General features: G+C 65.0%; 19 protein-coding genes. 1 reads left to right on the forward strand and 18 read right to left on the reverse strand.

Annotated elements, in window-relative coordinates; all coding sequences use genetic code 11:
* Nucleotides 1-6: 6 nt before the first annotated feature.
* The 5 genes from HZS55_RS09115 to HZS55_RS09135 all read right to left on the reverse strand — a co-directional run bounded on the left by HZS55_RS09115 (nucleotide 7) and on the right by HZS55_RS09135 (nucleotide 3,161).
* The gene (locus HZS55_RS09115; protein ID WP_179911371.1) at nucleotides 7-360 is read right to left on the reverse strand and encodes a hypothetical protein; all 354 of its coding nucleotides are present in this window, start codon (nucleotides 358-360) and stop codon (nucleotides 7-9) included.
* A gap of 16 nt (nucleotides 361-376) precedes the next feature.
* Nucleotides 377-1,651: a hypothetical protein gene (locus HZS55_RS09120; protein ID WP_179911372.1), complete on the reverse strand. Its 1,275-nt coding sequence runs from the start codon at nucleotides 1,649-1,651 to the stop codon at nucleotides 377-379.
* A gap of 64 nt (nucleotides 1,652-1,715) precedes the next feature.
* Nucleotides 1,716-2,054 carry a hypothetical protein gene (locus HZS55_RS09125; RefSeq protein WP_179911373.1) on the reverse strand — a complete coding sequence of 113 codons (339 nt, stop codon included), beginning with the start codon at nucleotides 2,052-2,054 and terminating at the stop codon, nucleotides 1,716-1,718.
* Nucleotides 2,044-2,199, reverse strand: a complete 156-nt coding sequence (locus HZS55_RS09130) for a hypothetical protein (RefSeq protein WP_179911374.1) — start codon at nucleotides 2,197-2,199, stop codon at nucleotides 2,044-2,046. Before HZS55_RS09130 ends, HZS55_RS09125 begins: the two co-directional genes overlap by 11 nt.
* 2 nt (nucleotides 2,200-2,201) lie before the next feature.
* Nucleotides 2,202-3,161, reverse strand: a complete 960-nt coding sequence (locus HZS55_RS09135; protein WP_179911375.1) for a hypothetical protein — start codon at nucleotides 3,159-3,161, stop codon at nucleotides 2,202-2,204.
* A 138-nt stretch (nucleotides 3,162-3,299) separates the two neighbouring features.
* Here HZS55_RS09135 and HZS55_RS09140 point away from each other — a divergent pair, with 138 nt between their 5' ends.
* A complete protein-coding gene (locus tag HZS55_RS09140; RefSeq protein ID WP_179911376.1) occupies nucleotides 3,300-4,046 on the forward strand; it encodes a site-specific integrase in 747 nt (248 codons plus the stop codon).
* Between the two features lie 132 nt (nucleotides 4,047-4,178).
* Here the strand turns inward: HZS55_RS09140 and HZS55_RS09145 are convergent, their stop codons facing one another.
* The 13 genes from HZS55_RS09145 to HZS55_RS09205 all read right to left on the reverse strand — a co-directional run bounded on the left by HZS55_RS09145 (nucleotide 4,179) and on the right by HZS55_RS09205 (nucleotide 15,257).
* Nucleotides 4,179-5,309: a sulfatase-like hydrolase/transferase gene (locus tag HZS55_RS09145; protein ID WP_179911377.1), complete on the reverse strand. Its 1,131-nt coding sequence runs from the start codon at nucleotides 5,307-5,309 to the stop codon at nucleotides 4,179-4,181.
* Between the two features lie 48 nt (nucleotides 5,310-5,357).
* Complete coding sequence (locus HZS55_RS09150) at nucleotides 5,358-7,232, reverse strand: polysaccharide deacetylase family protein (RefSeq protein ID WP_179911378.1); 1,875 nt, start codon at nucleotides 7,230-7,232, stop codon at nucleotides 5,358-5,360.
* A gap of 8 nt (nucleotides 7,233-7,240) precedes the next feature.
* Complete coding sequence (locus HZS55_RS09155; RefSeq protein WP_179911379.1) at nucleotides 7,241-7,684, reverse strand: hypothetical protein; 444 nt, start codon at nucleotides 7,682-7,684, stop codon at nucleotides 7,241-7,243.
* 27 nt (nucleotides 7,685-7,711) lie between these two features.
* Nucleotides 7,712-8,245: a hypothetical protein gene (locus tag HZS55_RS09160; RefSeq protein ID WP_179911380.1), complete on the reverse strand. Its 534-nt coding sequence runs from the start codon at nucleotides 8,243-8,245 to the stop codon at nucleotides 7,712-7,714.
* A 119-nt stretch (nucleotides 8,246-8,364) separates the two neighbouring features.
* Nucleotides 8,365-8,760 carry a hypothetical protein gene (locus tag HZS55_RS09165; RefSeq protein WP_179911381.1) on the reverse strand — a complete coding sequence of 132 codons (396 nt, stop codon included), beginning with the start codon at nucleotides 8,758-8,760 and terminating at the stop codon, nucleotides 8,365-8,367.
* Nucleotides 8,753-9,208, reverse strand: coding sequence for an HK97-gp10 family putative phage morphogenesis protein (locus HZS55_RS09170; RefSeq protein ID WP_179911382.1), 456 nt, complete (start codon nucleotides 9,206-9,208; stop codon nucleotides 8,753-8,755). Before HZS55_RS09170 ends, HZS55_RS09165 begins: the two co-directional genes overlap by 8 nt.
* Nucleotides 9,205-9,570 (reverse strand): hypothetical protein, encoded by a 366-nt coding sequence (locus HZS55_RS09175; protein ID WP_179911383.1) that lies wholly within the window; start codon nucleotides 9,568-9,570, stop codon nucleotides 9,205-9,207. Before HZS55_RS09175 ends, HZS55_RS09170 begins: the two co-directional genes overlap by 4 nt.
* 6 nt (nucleotides 9,571-9,576) lie before the next feature.
* Nucleotides 9,577-9,942 carry a hypothetical protein gene (locus HZS55_RS09180; RefSeq protein ID WP_179911384.1) on the reverse strand — a complete coding sequence of 122 codons (366 nt, stop codon included), beginning with the start codon at nucleotides 9,940-9,942 and terminating at the stop codon, nucleotides 9,577-9,579.
* A 2-nt stretch (nucleotides 9,943-9,944) separates the two neighbouring features.
* Nucleotides 9,945-10,811, reverse strand: coding sequence for a phage major capsid protein (locus HZS55_RS09185; RefSeq protein ID WP_179911385.1), 867 nt, complete (start codon nucleotides 10,809-10,811; stop codon nucleotides 9,945-9,947).
* Between the two features lie 11 nt (nucleotides 10,812-10,822).
* Nucleotides 10,823-11,218: a hypothetical protein gene (locus HZS55_RS09190; RefSeq protein WP_179911386.1), complete on the reverse strand. Its 396-nt coding sequence runs from the start codon at nucleotides 11,216-11,218 to the stop codon at nucleotides 10,823-10,825.
* Between the two features lie 2 nt (nucleotides 11,219-11,220).
* The gene (locus HZS55_RS09195; RefSeq protein WP_179911387.1) at nucleotides 11,221-12,759 is read right to left on the reverse strand and encodes a hypothetical protein; all 1,539 of its coding nucleotides are present in this window, start codon (nucleotides 12,757-12,759) and stop codon (nucleotides 11,221-11,223) included.
* 21 nt (nucleotides 12,760-12,780) lie between these two features.
* Nucleotides 12,781-13,710 carry a phage head morphogenesis protein gene (locus tag HZS55_RS09200; RefSeq protein WP_218927292.1) on the reverse strand — a complete coding sequence of 310 codons (930 nt, stop codon included), beginning with the start codon at nucleotides 13,708-13,710 and terminating at the stop codon, nucleotides 12,781-12,783.
* Between the two features lie 2 nt (nucleotides 13,711-13,712).
* A complete protein-coding gene (locus HZS55_RS09205; RefSeq protein ID WP_179911389.1) occupies nucleotides 13,713-15,257 on the reverse strand; it encodes a hypothetical protein in 1,545 nt (514 codons plus the stop codon).
* Nucleotide 15,258: the final 1 nt, after the last annotated feature.

Here is a 15,258-nt window from a genome sequence, read left to right on the forward strand (position 1 = left end):
GGATCTCTACTCCAGGTCCAGATCCACGTTTCCCGCGACGGATTCGAGCGCAGCCTCCATCTCGCTGGCGCCCTGCCACTCGCTCATCATCACCGAGAAGATGGCCCAGCCACGACGGATCGATGCCTCGTCGCGGATATCGTCACCACCGAGGTCGGGTTTGAGGAGGTAGTTCTCGAAGACCCAGCCGAGCAACTCGGCGTCGGTCATCTCCTCGTCGAGTTGCTCGATCCGCTCCATCTCGCTGATGGAGATGTCTTCGAACTTCAGCGGGAGTTCGCGCCCATCGCGCTCGAACTCCGTCTCGATCGTCTCCCGACTCGTCAGGAAGTCTCGCGTCGCGTCGTAGTTGTTACTCATGGGTGTCGTAGTGATTTTATCCGGCGTCCGAGTGAACTGCTGTGATCGCGTCGCCGCCGTCGGCGTGCGCCTCCAGCGTGATGCCGTAGATCATGTTCTCGTCGCCCTGTTCGCGATCGACGTCGTCGGTGTCGGCCGGCTGCGAGTTGTGCAGCGTCACGGCGCCGTCGGGGTACCCGTAGACGAGGTCGCCCGTCACCTCCCGGAAGTACCGCGAGTTCTGGATCGCACTTTCGTACGGCCCCGCGAGGTCGGCCTCGGCGGAGGCGGTCCGCGTCCCCATGTCGAGCGCCTGTCGACGCGTCCCCTGCTGGGCCTCTCGCGCCACCTCCACGTCGACGTTGAAGTCCAGCGCGTGGACGCGGTCGGCGTTCGCCGACTCGGCGAGTGCGCCTCCGCCGAACGTCGACGACGTGCCGAGGAACATGTAGGCGCCGGGGTCGGTGCCGATCTCGGAGCTGTGCGAGCCCGAGCCCGAGCCGAGCAGCGGGATACCGCGGTCGGCCTCGATGTTCTCGGGCTCTCCGGCGATCGGTGTCTCCAGCAGGTCGTTACCGTTGCCGTCGGTGACGGTGATGTCTCCGACGTGGTCGCCGTCGACCCAGATGGCGTCGATGTCTGAAAAGGAACTCGACGCCGCGACCGACGTTGTCCCGTCGAGGTCAACGGAGGCCGTCGTCGACGCGCCCTCGCTCTCGATCGTGACCGTCTGGGTAGTGTCGTCCGACGACGAGCTCTTGACCTCCGGCGTGATGCTCGTCACCGGCTGGTGGACGATGTACTGTCGAACCTTCTGCGCCGCGTAGCCAGCCTCCCCGACGATCGGTTCGTTCGCCGACGGGTCTCCCGGAGCCGACCCGCTGGTCGGCTTGCATCCGCTGCCGTAGACGAACTCCCGGAAGCCGGCGCCCTTCGCGCCGCCGTCGTCGACCTCCCGCCGGATGAGAACCTCGTGGGTCGGAAAGGCCGTCTGGTAGTCGTGCTCGATGATGGCGCCGATCGGGTCGTTCGGCTCACCCGATCCATCGACGTAGAACCGCTGCAGGTACCACGCGATGGCGAGGTCGTGCTCCTCGGCCCCTCGAAAGTGGGCCTCGAGGTCGCCCGACCCGGCGGTGGTTTGGCCTTCGACGCCGGCGTCGCCACTCCAGGCCGGGTAGCTGATGATCCAGTCTCCGAAGCGATTCCACTCGGCATCGGTCGGCGGGCGCGGGTAGGTGCCGGACGTGTCCGACGGAACCCACTCGGCCCGCACGTTCTGTAGTGCGTTCTCTGGGGGTGCGTCTGCCATGGTGATGTCCTCCTATCGAAACCGTGGCGGAAGACCTCGCTCCGCCGGGGTCATCAGTTCACTCTCACTCGATGAGGTCGCTCTTGATCGAGAGCGTCCCGCGGGTCAGCGTCGCGACGTTCCCACCGCTGTCGGTCTGCTGGAGTTCGATATCGTAGGCGCCGTCCAAGTCATCGGTATCTTCGGCGTCGAGGTCGACCACGGCGACGTTGTCGTCCGCGCCCGTGACCGAGATCCCGTCGCCCGTCGTCTTCGTGACGGCCGCCGAGCCGTCCTCGGCGAGCACGAACGTCAGGTCCGACGACGAGAGATCGACCGGGTCGCCGGCCTCGTCGGTGACCGTCGCCCGGATCGATTGGCTGTCGCCGCTGTACATCTCGCCGTACTGGTCTTCAGCAGTCATTGAGTGCGCCCTCCAGGTCGATGGTCGTGGGTGGTGCTCCGACGAGCTCGATCGGCGCTTGCTCGCCGGCGATACGGATCGGAGTCGGAAGCGAGCCCGCCAGCGCGATGGGCTGGGGCGGCTCGCCGCGTAGGTCACAGGGCATGGTCAACACGTCCGGTCGCCGTTGAGCTCGATGGGCGCGGGCGGCTCGCCGTTCAGGCAGATGGCGTGGGTCAACGGGACGAGGACGCTCGGGGAGAGCGCCGCCGTCGCGAGTGTCGCCGGCGACAGGTCGACGGTCTGGGTCCCCGCGCCCGTCAGCGCAGGTGCGTCCGCCTCTCCATCGAGCGTCACCGGCTCCAGCCGGATCGGTGCCGTGCCCGCGGCCGCCACGCCGGGCTCGCCTGCCGTGACCGTCGCCGCCGCGGCGGGGACATCGACGGTGAGCGTCCCCGCTCCACCAACCCCTGGCGCCGGCGCCGTCGTGGCGGGCGTCGCGACGGGCACCTCCAGTGCCGCGGTGCCAGCCGCCGACAGCCCGGGTTCGGGCGCCGCGCCGACCGCCGCCGCGGCCGGCGGAGCGACCGTCGACGAGCCGGTCGGCGCCACAGCGGGCGCCGGCGCCGTGGGCGAGAGTTCGAGCGCCGGCATAGAGACCGTCGCCACGCCCCCTCCGTCGACGGCCGGCGCTGGGGCGGTGACGGCCGCCGTCGCCGCCGGCGGGGAGACCGCCGCCGTCCCGGCGCCCGTGACGCCCGGCGCCGTCGTGGCGGGCGTGAGCGTCGCCTCGGCGGCCGTGACCGTCGCCGTTCCTGCGCCGGCGACGCCGGGCGCCGGCGCCGTCGTCGAGGCCGACGCCGTCGGCACCGACAGCGCGACCACTTCGGCGCCACCCTCGCCGATGGCGACCGTCCCGAGTGAGTCGTGGCCCACGAGCCCTGACGGTGCCGGCGTATCGCCGCCGATGGGCGCCTGGCCGAGCGGGCCGCCGAAGCCCGTGATCTCCGCCGACGGCCGCTGTCCGACCGGGGCGTGGCCAGTGGGAGCGTGCCCGACGGCGCCGCTCTCGGAGACGGTCCCCCCGAGCGAGGACTCGCCGACCGGTGTCTGGGCGATAGTGGTCATCGTTGATCTGATTACGTACTGTTAACGTACCAAAAAGTTATGCCGATAGACACAGATGGTTGACGGGAGCGCGGTGGGTCACGCAGGAAAGTGGCCCCGGTGGTGGAGACACCGGCACCGTGCTCTGTGGACCAGAGCATGTCGACCTACGACCACAACCACCAAAACGCTGGTGGCACGACTGCAGCATCGTTTCGCGCCGTAAACGACCAGACGCGTCACTGCAAAGAGGATGCGCTGTCCGACCGAGAGTTCGAACAGGCCGTCCGCGCGACCTACCGCCTCGATAACGGCTACTGGGCTCGTGAGTGTCGCCTGATCCTGTTCGCAGCCGGCCGCCTGGGCCTCCGCTCGGGCGAGATCTGCCATCTCCACGAAGATTGGATCGACTGGCGCAACAACATGATCGAGATCCCGCGTCACGAAACCTGCACGCTCGGGAAGGACGGCGGGATCTGCGGGACCTGTCGCCAGGCCGCGAAGCAGATGGTCGCGCACAACGAGGACCTCGACCAGACGACTGCCGAGTCGCTGATGTGGGGGCCGAAGACCGAGCACTCCGCCCGGGAGATCCCGCTCGACGCGACCGAGCGGGCGGCCATCGCGGTCGAGGAGTTCTTTGAGGACTACGACCACGTCGCCATCTCGCAGGGCACGATCGCCCGCCGCGTGACGACGATCGCCGAGGAGGCCGTCGGCCTTGACCCCGAGACGACCTACCCGCACTGCCTTCGGGCGACGGCGGCCAGCTACTGGGCGGCCAGGGGGCTGAACGCGGTGAATCTGAAGTCATTGATGGGGTGGTCGGACTTTCAGGTGGCGATGAACTATATCGAGGCCAGCGGTGAGCGGACCGCGCAGTCGCTCCGAGCGCTGACGGGCTGACGAGCATCGGTCTGTTTTTCGCGACCTTTCTTTCGTGTCGACACGGCTCGGAAGGCCTGTGTGGGCGCTCTCGCGAACGTTGCGGATGTTTCAGTGCTTTCAGTCGCGAAATAAGCGTTCAATCTGCACGTATCATGTATCGAGATAGCCGAGATCTTCGAGATGGTCTCGATCTATTTCGTCTCGCAACAGCGACTGAGAACCTTCTCCGAGGAGAGTCATTCCAAATTCCGATGCTTCATCAACATTAAAGTGCGGATCGCCGTAGATGACTGAGTCTGTTCGGAACCCACTGAACGACGTTTTTAGGAGCTGGAGTGGGTGCTGACGGTTAAGCGGACTGTAGGCGCCCCGAGAGAGCTGATACCCCCACCAGCCGAGGTGATACAGAAGCGAGCGATCCCGAAAGAGGATTCCTCCAGAGCCATCCCAAACACTCCACTCGTCATCATCCAGTTGATTGAAGATCATCCGTTTGTCGTCGCCTCCATTGAACAGATCCATTCCACCCCCTTCGTCGGCGAATTTGACCTCAGACGCAGCTGCCGAGGCGATCGTGGGAAGTATATCGATATGTGCCATCCAACCATCTTCGGGGGCCGTAACCGAGTCATTGTAGAAGACAGTTGGAACGTACACCACTTCGGGAGAGGTCACACTACCGTGGCCGTATACACCGCGATCACCGAGTAACTGCCCATGATCAGCGGTCAAACTGACGAGTGTGTCATCAAGCAGTCCCCGTTTTTCGAGCGCCTCCACACGACGTTTGAACTTCTCAAGACTCCGCTTGACGCCCCTCTGGTAATCCTCTCGCGCCTGGCTCTGGTTCGCTTTTGTATACTCTCGCACAGAATCTTCGAACTCATCGGGTTCGTAGCTATACGGTGCATGGGGGATGAGACAGCGCTCGAAATACAGAAACGGCGGTTCAAGTTCTTCAACCGGCTTGTGATCAACTGTATTCGTTGTTCCGAGAACCTTTCCTAATTCTTCCCCCTCGTGATAGAACGATGCTGTGTCGTAGAGGTCGAAAATTGTCGGAATATCGGAATCCAACCGATGGCTGAACTCCAGAACACCGTGCTCAGATGGGTCTCGGCCCGTGATAATCGAGGCGAACCCTGGGGGGCTGGAGATCCCGGAAGCGACTGTCTTTACCACAGTCTGATCCTCCAGCTCCTCGACTGCACTATCGTATCGAAGGGCGTCAGAAACGAAAATAAGGACGTTTTCGAACTCGTCTTTTCCTTCGAGTTTCATAAGTAGGGAGTTGCATAACTGAAACATAAAGGTAATCATCCGATAATCTCACGTGAAGGAGCCAGTATCAGGGTCGTTGACAGGCCTCCAAACATTGTTTGTGTCATCCCAGACGCAAGCTGTCCCCCGAATGGTTGTGTTCGTCCCGTCGTCGACTCGGATCTCTCCATCACGATTGCCAGTGACTCCTGAAAGATTGGTTGGTTGTGGGGCTGGGCCGCCGCCGTGCATCTCAAAATCCCCCGCCCCCCGTAATCTGTTCGTCCCGTTGTCGTGCTGCATTGCGATAGCTTCTCCGCCGTCAAATAGATAGAATAGATAATTGCCGTTTAAGCGGAAATACGAGCTGTCGCGGACCTCAACGTCAAAACCGCCGTCATCAAACCATCGGTGTAGCGCGTCCCCGTCGTTGTCAGTTACGATGGCCTGATCCCCATCAGAGGTGACTATGCGCGGACGGCCGTTTGAGTGCTCAAATGAGCCACCATCCTCGTTGCTGATTCTCCATGTGGAGTTTGAGTGGCGGAGAAGCTCTTTTGAGTTGGTCGCCCACTCGCCGCCGTTGTTTCTTACGTAGTCGATGAGGTGTTGGAGTTTTTCCGTCGAGACGGAATTTCCGTCCTCGTTAGCCTCAGTCTCAATTATCTCGTGGCCGTAGAGGACCAACCCAGTCTCAGACGAGATCGCGTTATCTATGGCATTTTCGAGGGTTGTTCGATCGGTCCCGTCCATACTTTCCCTGGGCAGGCCATACCGCGTGTCGTAGTCAATTATATCACCGCCAGTTCCCCAGCCAGCTCCATAGTAGTCGGAGACGACGCCTTTCCCAACTACCCCTCCAGTAGCCCCATTCGCGTAAACGTAGTGTCGGGCGAAAACACGGTTCTCGGCAAAGAGCCGTTGTGCCTCAACGACTTCCTTTTCGATTTCCTCGTCAGTGGAGGTGTCAAACCGCCCCCAATCTCCGTGTCCGTGGCTGTTTATCTCGTAGTCATATTCGTCCTGCAACTCCCGCGTTTGGTCCCATGTGAGACGATTCGTGTCCCCCATCTCACCAGGACGGACAGCAAACCCTGGCTTGACGTTTCTGTCCGCGAAAAAGTCCCGCTTCTCATAATGCGAAGAGAGTCCGTCGTCAAAATGCAGCATGAACGTCGGTTTCGTATACTTTCCTGTCTTGCTTTGGACCTCCGAACGGCTATCGATGCCGATGTCGGCCATATTCGCATGGCCGCTGCGAATGGGGGGGTTATCGCTCCCTAAGTCCTCTGTATCGATCAGGTCGGCCCCGACCGTCCCTGCCCCAGTGATGTCCTGGCCGTTCGCGTCGATGGCCGCGGCGAGGCGCTGGATCGTCGCCTCGTCGATCGTCGCCGACCGGGCATCGAGTACGGGCCCGTCCGAGGCGCGGGTATCCGAGCCCGGGCTGTCGGGATTCGTCTCGCCGAGCTTGACGCTCGGGTGGGGCGGCGCCGTCTCCCCAGACCCGTGGCGGAGGTAGATGTCGCCGGCCTCGACGCCGTCGACGATCGAGTCGAGGGCGTAGGCCAGCCAGACGGGGTTGGCCGTCCCCGACGAGACCGAGAGGTTCGCGGCGCCGGTCGGGAGCTCCAGCATGAGCGGGACCGGCCCCGACAGCTGGCGGTCGTAGCTGGGCGGCGCCGACCCGCCGAGTCCTGACTGCACGTCGACCGTGTCGACGTGGACGTACGCCCGGCCGGAGGCCACGTCGACCTCGTCGTTGCTCCCGTCGTGGTTCGTGAACGTCAGCCCGTGGTCGACGAAGGGTTGCTCGCCGACGGCGTTGGCGAGTCCGGCGAGATAGCCCGCCGAGGGCCAGGACTCGTGACCGTCGGCGATGCTCGCGGAGAGCCCCTCGTCCTGGGGGAAGCGAAGCGCGTCGGAGACGACTGTGTCTGGCATGGGTTAGGTCAGGAGATGTTGATGATGCCCTCGGCGGGCCAGCTGATCTGGATGTCCGAACCGTTGGTGTCGAGCGGGAGGTCCCCGACGGTGGCGTCGTCGTGGACCGCGAGGACGCGGTCGTCGCCCGGCGTGCTGTCATCGCCGCCGACCTGCTCGTAGACGACCACGGCCTGGATCGTCCCGGCGTCGATGTTCGAGATCGTCACGTCGTCGGCGTCGAAGACGCCCTCGTCGTCGGTGTCGTCGACGGTGACCGAGACGTTTTGCAGGGTCTGACGCGCGTAGCCCGAGCCGGACATCTCGGCGCCGGCGGCGAGCACGTCGTCGACGAAGTCGTGGTTGTCCACGTCGAAGCTGTACGCCTGCGAGTCGTCGAGGAGCAGCACGCGGATAGTCGCGTTGGACAGATACTCGTCCAGCAGCTCCCGCTTGGTGTCGTTCGGTATCATGATGAGGTACTGAAAAGAGGTATCGTGTCAGGGAGCCCGGTCCCAGCTGTAGGACACGGTACACTGGTCGATGAGCACGGTCGGGGTCTCGTCGTAGTCGTTCGGCGCGTCGGCGACGGGCTGGCTGCCGAGCGCGTTGAACTCGCTGGATCCACCGTTCGCGTTGCGGATGCACACGTCTTCGACCTCGTCGATGAGCGTCGCCACGATATCCTCGGCGTCGACTGCGGCGTACGTTGACGAGTCGCCGGTGTAGTTCTCGCCGCCCTGGTCTTCGGCGCGGGCGGTCACGAGCAGCTGCCCGTCGCGCATCTGCCCCGGGCCGTTGGTCGTCACGAAGTCGTACGTCGACGCGCCGCCCGAGGTCTCGGTCGACCCCTGGACGACCAGCGTCGGGAACGACTCGCCGGTCTTGTGGACCGAGGTCGCCAGGTCGACGAACGCCTCGGCGCCCGGCGACGCGGTCGTGTCGTAGCCGACGGCGCCCGCGGGATCCCAGTCCTGCAGGAGAAACTGGTCAATGAAGGCCTGGGCGGGCTTCTGCGGGAGTCGTGTGGGCATCTATGCGACCACCTGGTTGAACCTCACGGATCTCCAGCAACCCGGTACGACACAGTCGCAGTCGGTCGGCGTCTCGCCGCACACAGAGCAGATGTAAATGGTGAACTTGGTCGAGGCCATCACGACCACTCCGTGACTTCCAGTTCGACGAGGCCGTTGTGGGTGTCGACGACGCTCTCGACCTCGTAGCGAGTGCCGTCGGCCGTGTCCCGGAGGTGGGCGGGCGCCTCCTGTTCTTGGCCGAAGCCCGTCCACTGGCGACCGGTGTCGTCGCGGACCTTGACGACGGCGTCGATCTCCGAGGTCGTGCCGGAGCGCTCGCGTTCGGTGTCGGATTCGGGCGACTCGATGCGGGCGTCGTAGCTGTCGGCCGGCGTGTCCGGGTAGTTCGGGTACGTGACGGTCCACCCCTCGCCCTGGGTGTGAGAGATGTCGGGCTCGAACACCTCGACGGTCGTGTTCGCGAGCGCGTCCGAGTGGGCCCGACGAATCGCCGCCTCGACCGTGTCACGCATCGGCGCTCACCTCGACATCGGCGGTCGCGACGGCGTCGCCGGGGTCGACCTGGTCGGCGTCCGGGAGCCGCGTCGGGTTGTCGACGGCTTTCACACTCGCCCGCATCGTGCCCGTCTCGATGAGCCCCTTCGCCGTGATGATGCGCTTGATGCGACGTTCCAGTCCGAACGCGATCGTCTGGACGAGCTCCTCCGCGGAGTCGATATCGTCGAGTGTCTTTCGCGTGTCGGTGGCGATCGCCGCTTCGAGGTTGGACTGGTAGGCGTGGACTGCGGGCCGGACGAACGGCTTTGCGTCCATCTTTGAGGTTCCGAACTCGAGGAAGATCGCGTACTCGACGGCCGTCCCGACGAACCAGTTGTCGGGCTCGCGGTAGTCCTCCTGTAGTTCCTCGATACGCGTCTCCAGCGCATCGAGGCCGTCAAGTTCGAGGTCGATGTCGCTCATGTGGAGAAGGTGAAGTGGTCCGACGACTCATCGTCCTCACCGCCGCCGAGTTGACCGGTCGGGTCGAGATCCTGGGCGCGCTGGCCCTGGGTCGTGGCGTTAAGCCCCTCGCCGGTGTCGCCAGCGAACTTGACGTTCCCGTCGCCCTCTCCGGCGCTGTCGATCTGCCGTTCGGGACCGGTCGCGATGCCGTGGGCGGCCAGTCGCGTGATCACGAGATCCTTGAGGTCGGCATCGACGGCCTCGTTCCCGATGACCGCCTCGTACTCGGCGGTCGCCTCGGTGATGAACGCCTGGACTTCGCTGTCCGAGAGGTCGGTCGACCCGAGGACGCGCTTCACGTCGCTGGGGTCCGGGGCCATAGATGGCTACTCCCGCCGCTCGTCGACGGCGTCTTGGACGCCCTGGCGGCCAGCCGCCCCCTTGATCTCTTCGAGGTGTGCGTCGTAGTCACCAGACTCGATGTCCTCGACGACTTTCGACATGGGCGTCCGGTCGACGAACTCGCCGGCGTCGAAGGTGTCTGCAGCCGCACCGTCGCTTTCTTCCGACGCGCCATCCGGCGGCGGTCCCGAGTGATCGAGGTGTGCATGGAGTGCGACGAGCTGGTCCGCGGCATCGTCTCCGACTTCGGCGTACCCGTCGTCGTCCGTCTCCAGCGGCGAAGCGGAACCGAGCACCTGTTGGCACTTGATGACGGTCTCCTCGCCGCTGTCGTGTCGGATCCAGGCCATGATCAGGTGTTGATCTCGATGTTCGCCGACGGCTGGGTGGCGACCCAGTCCCACCGGCCGCGGATCTTCCACACGTCCTGGTCGTTGGAGTCCTCGCGGTACTGGTCGATCTCGGTGTCCCATCGAACCGACTCCCAGCCGAAGTTGCTGGTGTCGACCATGAACGCCTGGCCCTGGGAGAACGAGCCGGAGTTCGAGAGGTAGACCGGAACGTCACCGACGACACCGAGCAGCGCTTCCGTGCCGACGAGGTTGCCGCCGGGGAGAACGCCCTGGGTGATGACCTGGTCGCCGAGTTCGGACGCCTGCGTGAACTCGTCCATGTTGAGGAAGTCGGCCATGTTCTGACCGGCTGCGACGAGGACGGTGTCGCTCAGGCTGAGTTCGTCCGTGAACGCCTGCTGGCGAGCCTGGACGATGTCAGCGTACTCGATCGTGTTGTTGGAGTTGGAGTTGGCGTCGATCGGGCCCGCCGAGTTGGTGTTGCCCGAGAGGACGCCGAACGCGACGGTATCCATCCGCTTCTCCTCGGCGCGGACCATGTCCTCTTCGGCGTCCATCTCCACGTCGATGTACCCGTCGTCGACGGCCTCGTCGGAGATGGTGACCTCGACACCGTACTTGGTGTAGGCTGCCGAGACCTCGCTGTAGTCCTTCTCAGCCCGCGGGTAGTCCGCCCCCTCGGGGATCTCCACGGCCTCGCCATCGATGTCGGAGTTCGACACCGGGAAGTCGAAGCTGTTGGAGTTGATGTCGGTCGCGTCGTGCTCGCGGAACGGGCGACGCGCCTGGTAGTACTGGTTGCGGATCTCTTCGACGATCGCTCGAACGTCATCATCACTGACGACGTCGCTTGCGGTAATTCCCATGTAGTGTCACCTCAGAAGTAGACGGCCGCCTCGTTCGCACCCAGCGACGCCCCCTCCCACGTGCCGCCAGCGTCGGAGAGTGCCAGCGCCGGGCCACCGCTGGACGGGGCCAGCTGGCCGTCGGTGGCGCTCACGTCCAGTCGGTCGCCGCCGACCGTCGCCGACGCGACGTTCATGATGACGACACCCGATAGCGCGAGCGTCTCCTCGTCGCCATCGGCGCCGTGGTCTTCGGTCGCAGCGCCCGCGAACTCCTCGCCAGCGTCCGTGTCTCCGCTGTTTGCCTGTGTCTGCTTGCCGGTGCTCTGGTCGATCGCGACGGCGTCGCCGGCCGTCGGCGTGCCGTCGGTGGTCAGACCAGTCGTGTCCGCACCGGCCTGGCCGATGTGTCCGAGATCCTTGGGCATTGTCAGATCGCCTCCAGGGCCGCCTCGTAGTCGTCCGTGTCCGCGAGCTCGCACGCCTCCTCACGCAGTTCGGCCTCGCGAGAGTCCGGCAGCGAACTGCCGAGAGCGGCGAGCTTCTGATCGATCTCCTTGATGCGTTCGCGGCCCTCGTCTTCGAGCGCCGCAGTGTTGCCGCCACCCCCACCGCCACCAGACTGGACGTCCGGTGCAGGGTCGTCGGCGAGATCCTCGTCGAGGTCGTCGAAGCGCTCGCGAAGTTCTGCGAGCTCGAACCGACTGACGAAGTCGTCCTCGTCGAGGGTGGAGTTGTGGTCGGCGAGTCGGGCAGCGTAGGCCCGCTTGGCCTCTTCGACCTCTTCCTCCAGTTCCGCGACGGTCTCCTCTTTCGCCTCCAGCTCCGCCTGGAGGGACTCGATCTCTTCGTCCTTCTCGTCGACGCGCTCCAGCAGCGCTTCGACGTCGTGTCCGTTGCCGTCCCCGTTGTCGGGGTCGTTGGATCCGTTATTCATGTCTGTCGTGTCCGTAGGTTCGTCATCGGCCGATGCATCGGCGCCGGCGCCGCCCAGGACCTCGCCCTCGGGAGTGGATCCGTCAGCAGGGTCATCGGGGCCTGTGCCGGCCGCCAGTTCAGCGACCGCGCCGGCGACGGCCTTGACATCGAGGTCCGACGCCAACGCCGCCATCTCCGCCTCGGCGTCTGTCGCCAGCCTCTCCGGGTCGATCGGAGGCGTCGAGAAGGCGTCGTTGAGCGGGCGGAGTTTGCCGTGTAGGTCCTCGCGGGAGGCGCTTCCCCGCGGACCGACACTGTAGGCCGCGGCGACGTTGCCCCGCCGCAGGTAGCCGTCCGAATCGACTACCGGGTACGACGAGGCCGATTTCGTATCGGCGTCGAAGAGGTGGTGAGGTTCGTAGTCGTCATTCGGGATGGCGCTCTCGTCGAGCTTGCCGCCACGCGTCCCGCGATATCGGACGCCGGACTCGGTCGTGTAGGCGTTTAGCTCAGCCCCCGTGTCCAGCACGTCGACGATGTCGCCAGCCGAGAGGGCTGCGACGGCGGGGTTGGACTCGGCCGGCCCCGGCGCCGTGTAGTTGCCAGCGCTGGCGCCCTTCTCAGGCGTCGCGAGGCCCGTGTACTCGTAGCCGCGCATGATGACCGCGCCGGTGTCCTCATGCCGTTCGACATCCGATGCGTTCCCCGCCTCGATCGAAACCTCGCGATCGCCACGTGACAACTCCGTCGCGATCGTCTCGTCTTCGAGACCGGCCTCGTAGACTACACCAACACCGTCCTCGTAGGCGGCCCGTAGCACAGTCCCGATAGCCTCCCGGTCGCCGTCACCGTGCGACCGGAAGACGGTTCGGCCCTCGAGTGTTGCTGCGGCGGCTTCGACCTCCTCGGCCGGCCAGTACTTCGGACTGTTCTTGCCGATCGTGAGTTCGTCCTCGCCGTGAGCGACGCCGTGAACGATGTGCTCGTAGTCGTCGCGGTCGCTGTCGGCGAGGTGGGCGATGCGGCTCTGGGTCGTGGATGTAGTGGACATGTTGTGCTGGCCTCCAGTCGGTTATCCGATGACCGGCAGGATCGTACACCGGCAGTTCGGATGCGCCGGCGGAGATAGCCGGTACTCGCCGGCAAGGTGGTCCGGCTCGTCACCCGACGGCTCGAACGTGAACGTCCCAGTCCTGAACTCCGAGATGGAGTATTCGTCGCCGTCGAGCGTGGAGCAGATGGGGCAGACGCGACTGTCGTCGGCATCTGACCACTCGCCGTGGCGGACGGTGTCGGCGCCGGCGCGCTCGTATCGGTCGAGCGTCGCTTCCGTGTGACTGTGGATGACTTCCGTCCGGGCGAGCGTCCGAAGCCGAGTGTTCGTGATGGAGTCGATCTCATCGGTGAGCCGGGACGCCATCTGCCGTGGGTTCTCGCCGGCTTCCAGACCGCTGGCAAGTTCCTGGCGGATCGTCGTCGCCATGTCGTCGGTGACGCTGTCGAGGTTCTCGTAGGTCCGCATGTACAGCTTCCGGAGATGGCTGCGGGCGACTGGCAACTGTACGATCGCCTCGGGCTGACGCGTCTCCGTGCTGACGCCCTGCTGCTGGAGACGCCCGGTCGCCTGCTGCCAGGCTTTCAGATAGGCCCGGCGAATGTACTCCGCTGTCCAGTGGTCGCCGCCGCGGACCGACTGGGAGGACATGGCGACCAGTAGCTCATCCCGAAGCACCTCGCGGAACCACTGCTCGAACTCCCGGAGGAGCCCGTCGCGGTCTTGTCGGGGAAACGTCTCTCGGGGCTCGGCCAACTTGGCCTGGTCGCGCGCAGTCAGGCCGAGAGCGTCGTTTTTGTAGCCGACGGTCTTGCGAACCAGCCCGCGGACACGATCGGCGCGGCCGTAGGAGCTTGCCCTCCGACCGCCGATGGCAGCGAGGAAGTCCGCCTCGATCGAGTCAGTCCCAGACGGTTGGGCGAGGCGAGCGGACGTTGTCGTGGTCACGCTCACGCTTCCCCTCCCTCAACCTCTGCCGGGTCAGGCGGCTCGCTGCCGTACGCGTTCTCGAAGGACTCCCGGACGCGCGGGTCTGACTCGTCGAGTTGCCCGAGATCAGCACCACCGGCGCCGCCGAGGACTTCCTCAGCGTCGAGCCCGAGTACCGTGTCGAGTAGATACTCCGGCGGGAAGACAGACTGAGGCGACCCGCCGGCCCCGGCGTAGTGTTTGAGCCCCTGCATGAACGAGACGAACGCCTCGGCGTCGAAGCTCTCGCGCTCCAGCGGGTTGTCCGACTCGCGGGGCGCGATGACGAGTTCGACCGACGGGATGTCAGCCTCGTCGTCGAGCATCTCCTCGGCCTTGCGCTGCAGTACGCCCGTGATCTCCTGGGCGAGGTCAGTTCGCCAGTCCGAGAGTTCGCGCTGGTAGTCTTCGGACTGCTCGCTCGTCACGTCGCGGTTGATCTCTCCTTCGAAGCCGATGCGGTAGATGGGGACCGGGAACGCCGACAGCACGTACTCGATCTCCTGTTTGAGCGTGCTGTCGATATCGGGCATCGTCCCGCCGATGGCGGTCGCGTCCACGTCGTAGTTCACGACGTTGACCTTCTCCGGATTCGACGGGTCGAACCCGTTCAGCAGTTTCTGGGCTTCGTCCTCGTCGTCGGTCGCGACCTGGGCGACCCAGTGCTGGTAGGCCACGGCCGTCAGCGCCTGGTCGAGGTCCGCCCACTGCTGGCGGATCGAACTGGCCCGGTCGTAGACGCTGGCCGTCGCCGGAAGCCCGAACAGATCGCCGGTGTCCGCGTCGTGGGCTATCTTCAGCGCGTCGTCCTGGGCGAGCCGGACCTCGTTGTCGTCCCACGACCCGATTGCGTCGTCGTATTGCACGTAGCACGCCGTGTCCCCAGCCGCCGTCTCCGGCAGTGTGTCCCGGCTCTTGTCCGACGAGCGCCCAGGGAGCGCGAACGAGAATCCCGAGTCGTAATCGCTATCCTCGGATGTGTCGTCCGGCCGGAGGAGAATGTTCTTCCCTTCTCGCGTGTAGGCCGTGACCGTCTCGACCTTGATGGGACGGATGCCCATGATGCGCTCCTGCTCGACGCGGTCGTCGTAGACGATCTCCGTCATCCCGGTGCCACGCCGGCCGATGCAGTCCTTGATGAGCTTCTCCAGCACGTCGCTGAGGTCGTGACCGAACTCCCCGTTGACGATGCCCGCTCCGCCAAGCCATGCTTCGAGGGCGTCGTCGAGGTCCTCGCCACGGAGGTCCTCGTCGTAGTACTCCTCGCTGACGGTCGGGATCTCGTCGCCGTCGACGTTGACCCGCTGGCCCGGCTCCAGTACGTCCGAGGTGAACGTCTGAGTGGGGATGCGGATGAGCGGGTTCTCCTGGTACTCTGTGACCCAGTCCCCGATGTCCCCCCGCTCGGGCTCTTTCCGGTCGACGTCGAGCGTGGTCGCCCACGCGTCGAACTCACTGTCCCGCGCCTGCGGGTCCGGTTCGCCATCGCGAGCCAGTGCGGCCCTGATTGATTTCGTGAATTCCATT

The organism is Halosimplex rubrum (assembly GCF_013415885.1).
Classification (GTDB): domain Archaea; phylum Halobacteriota; class Halobacteria; order Halobacteriales; family Haloarculaceae; genus Halosimplex; species Halosimplex rubrum.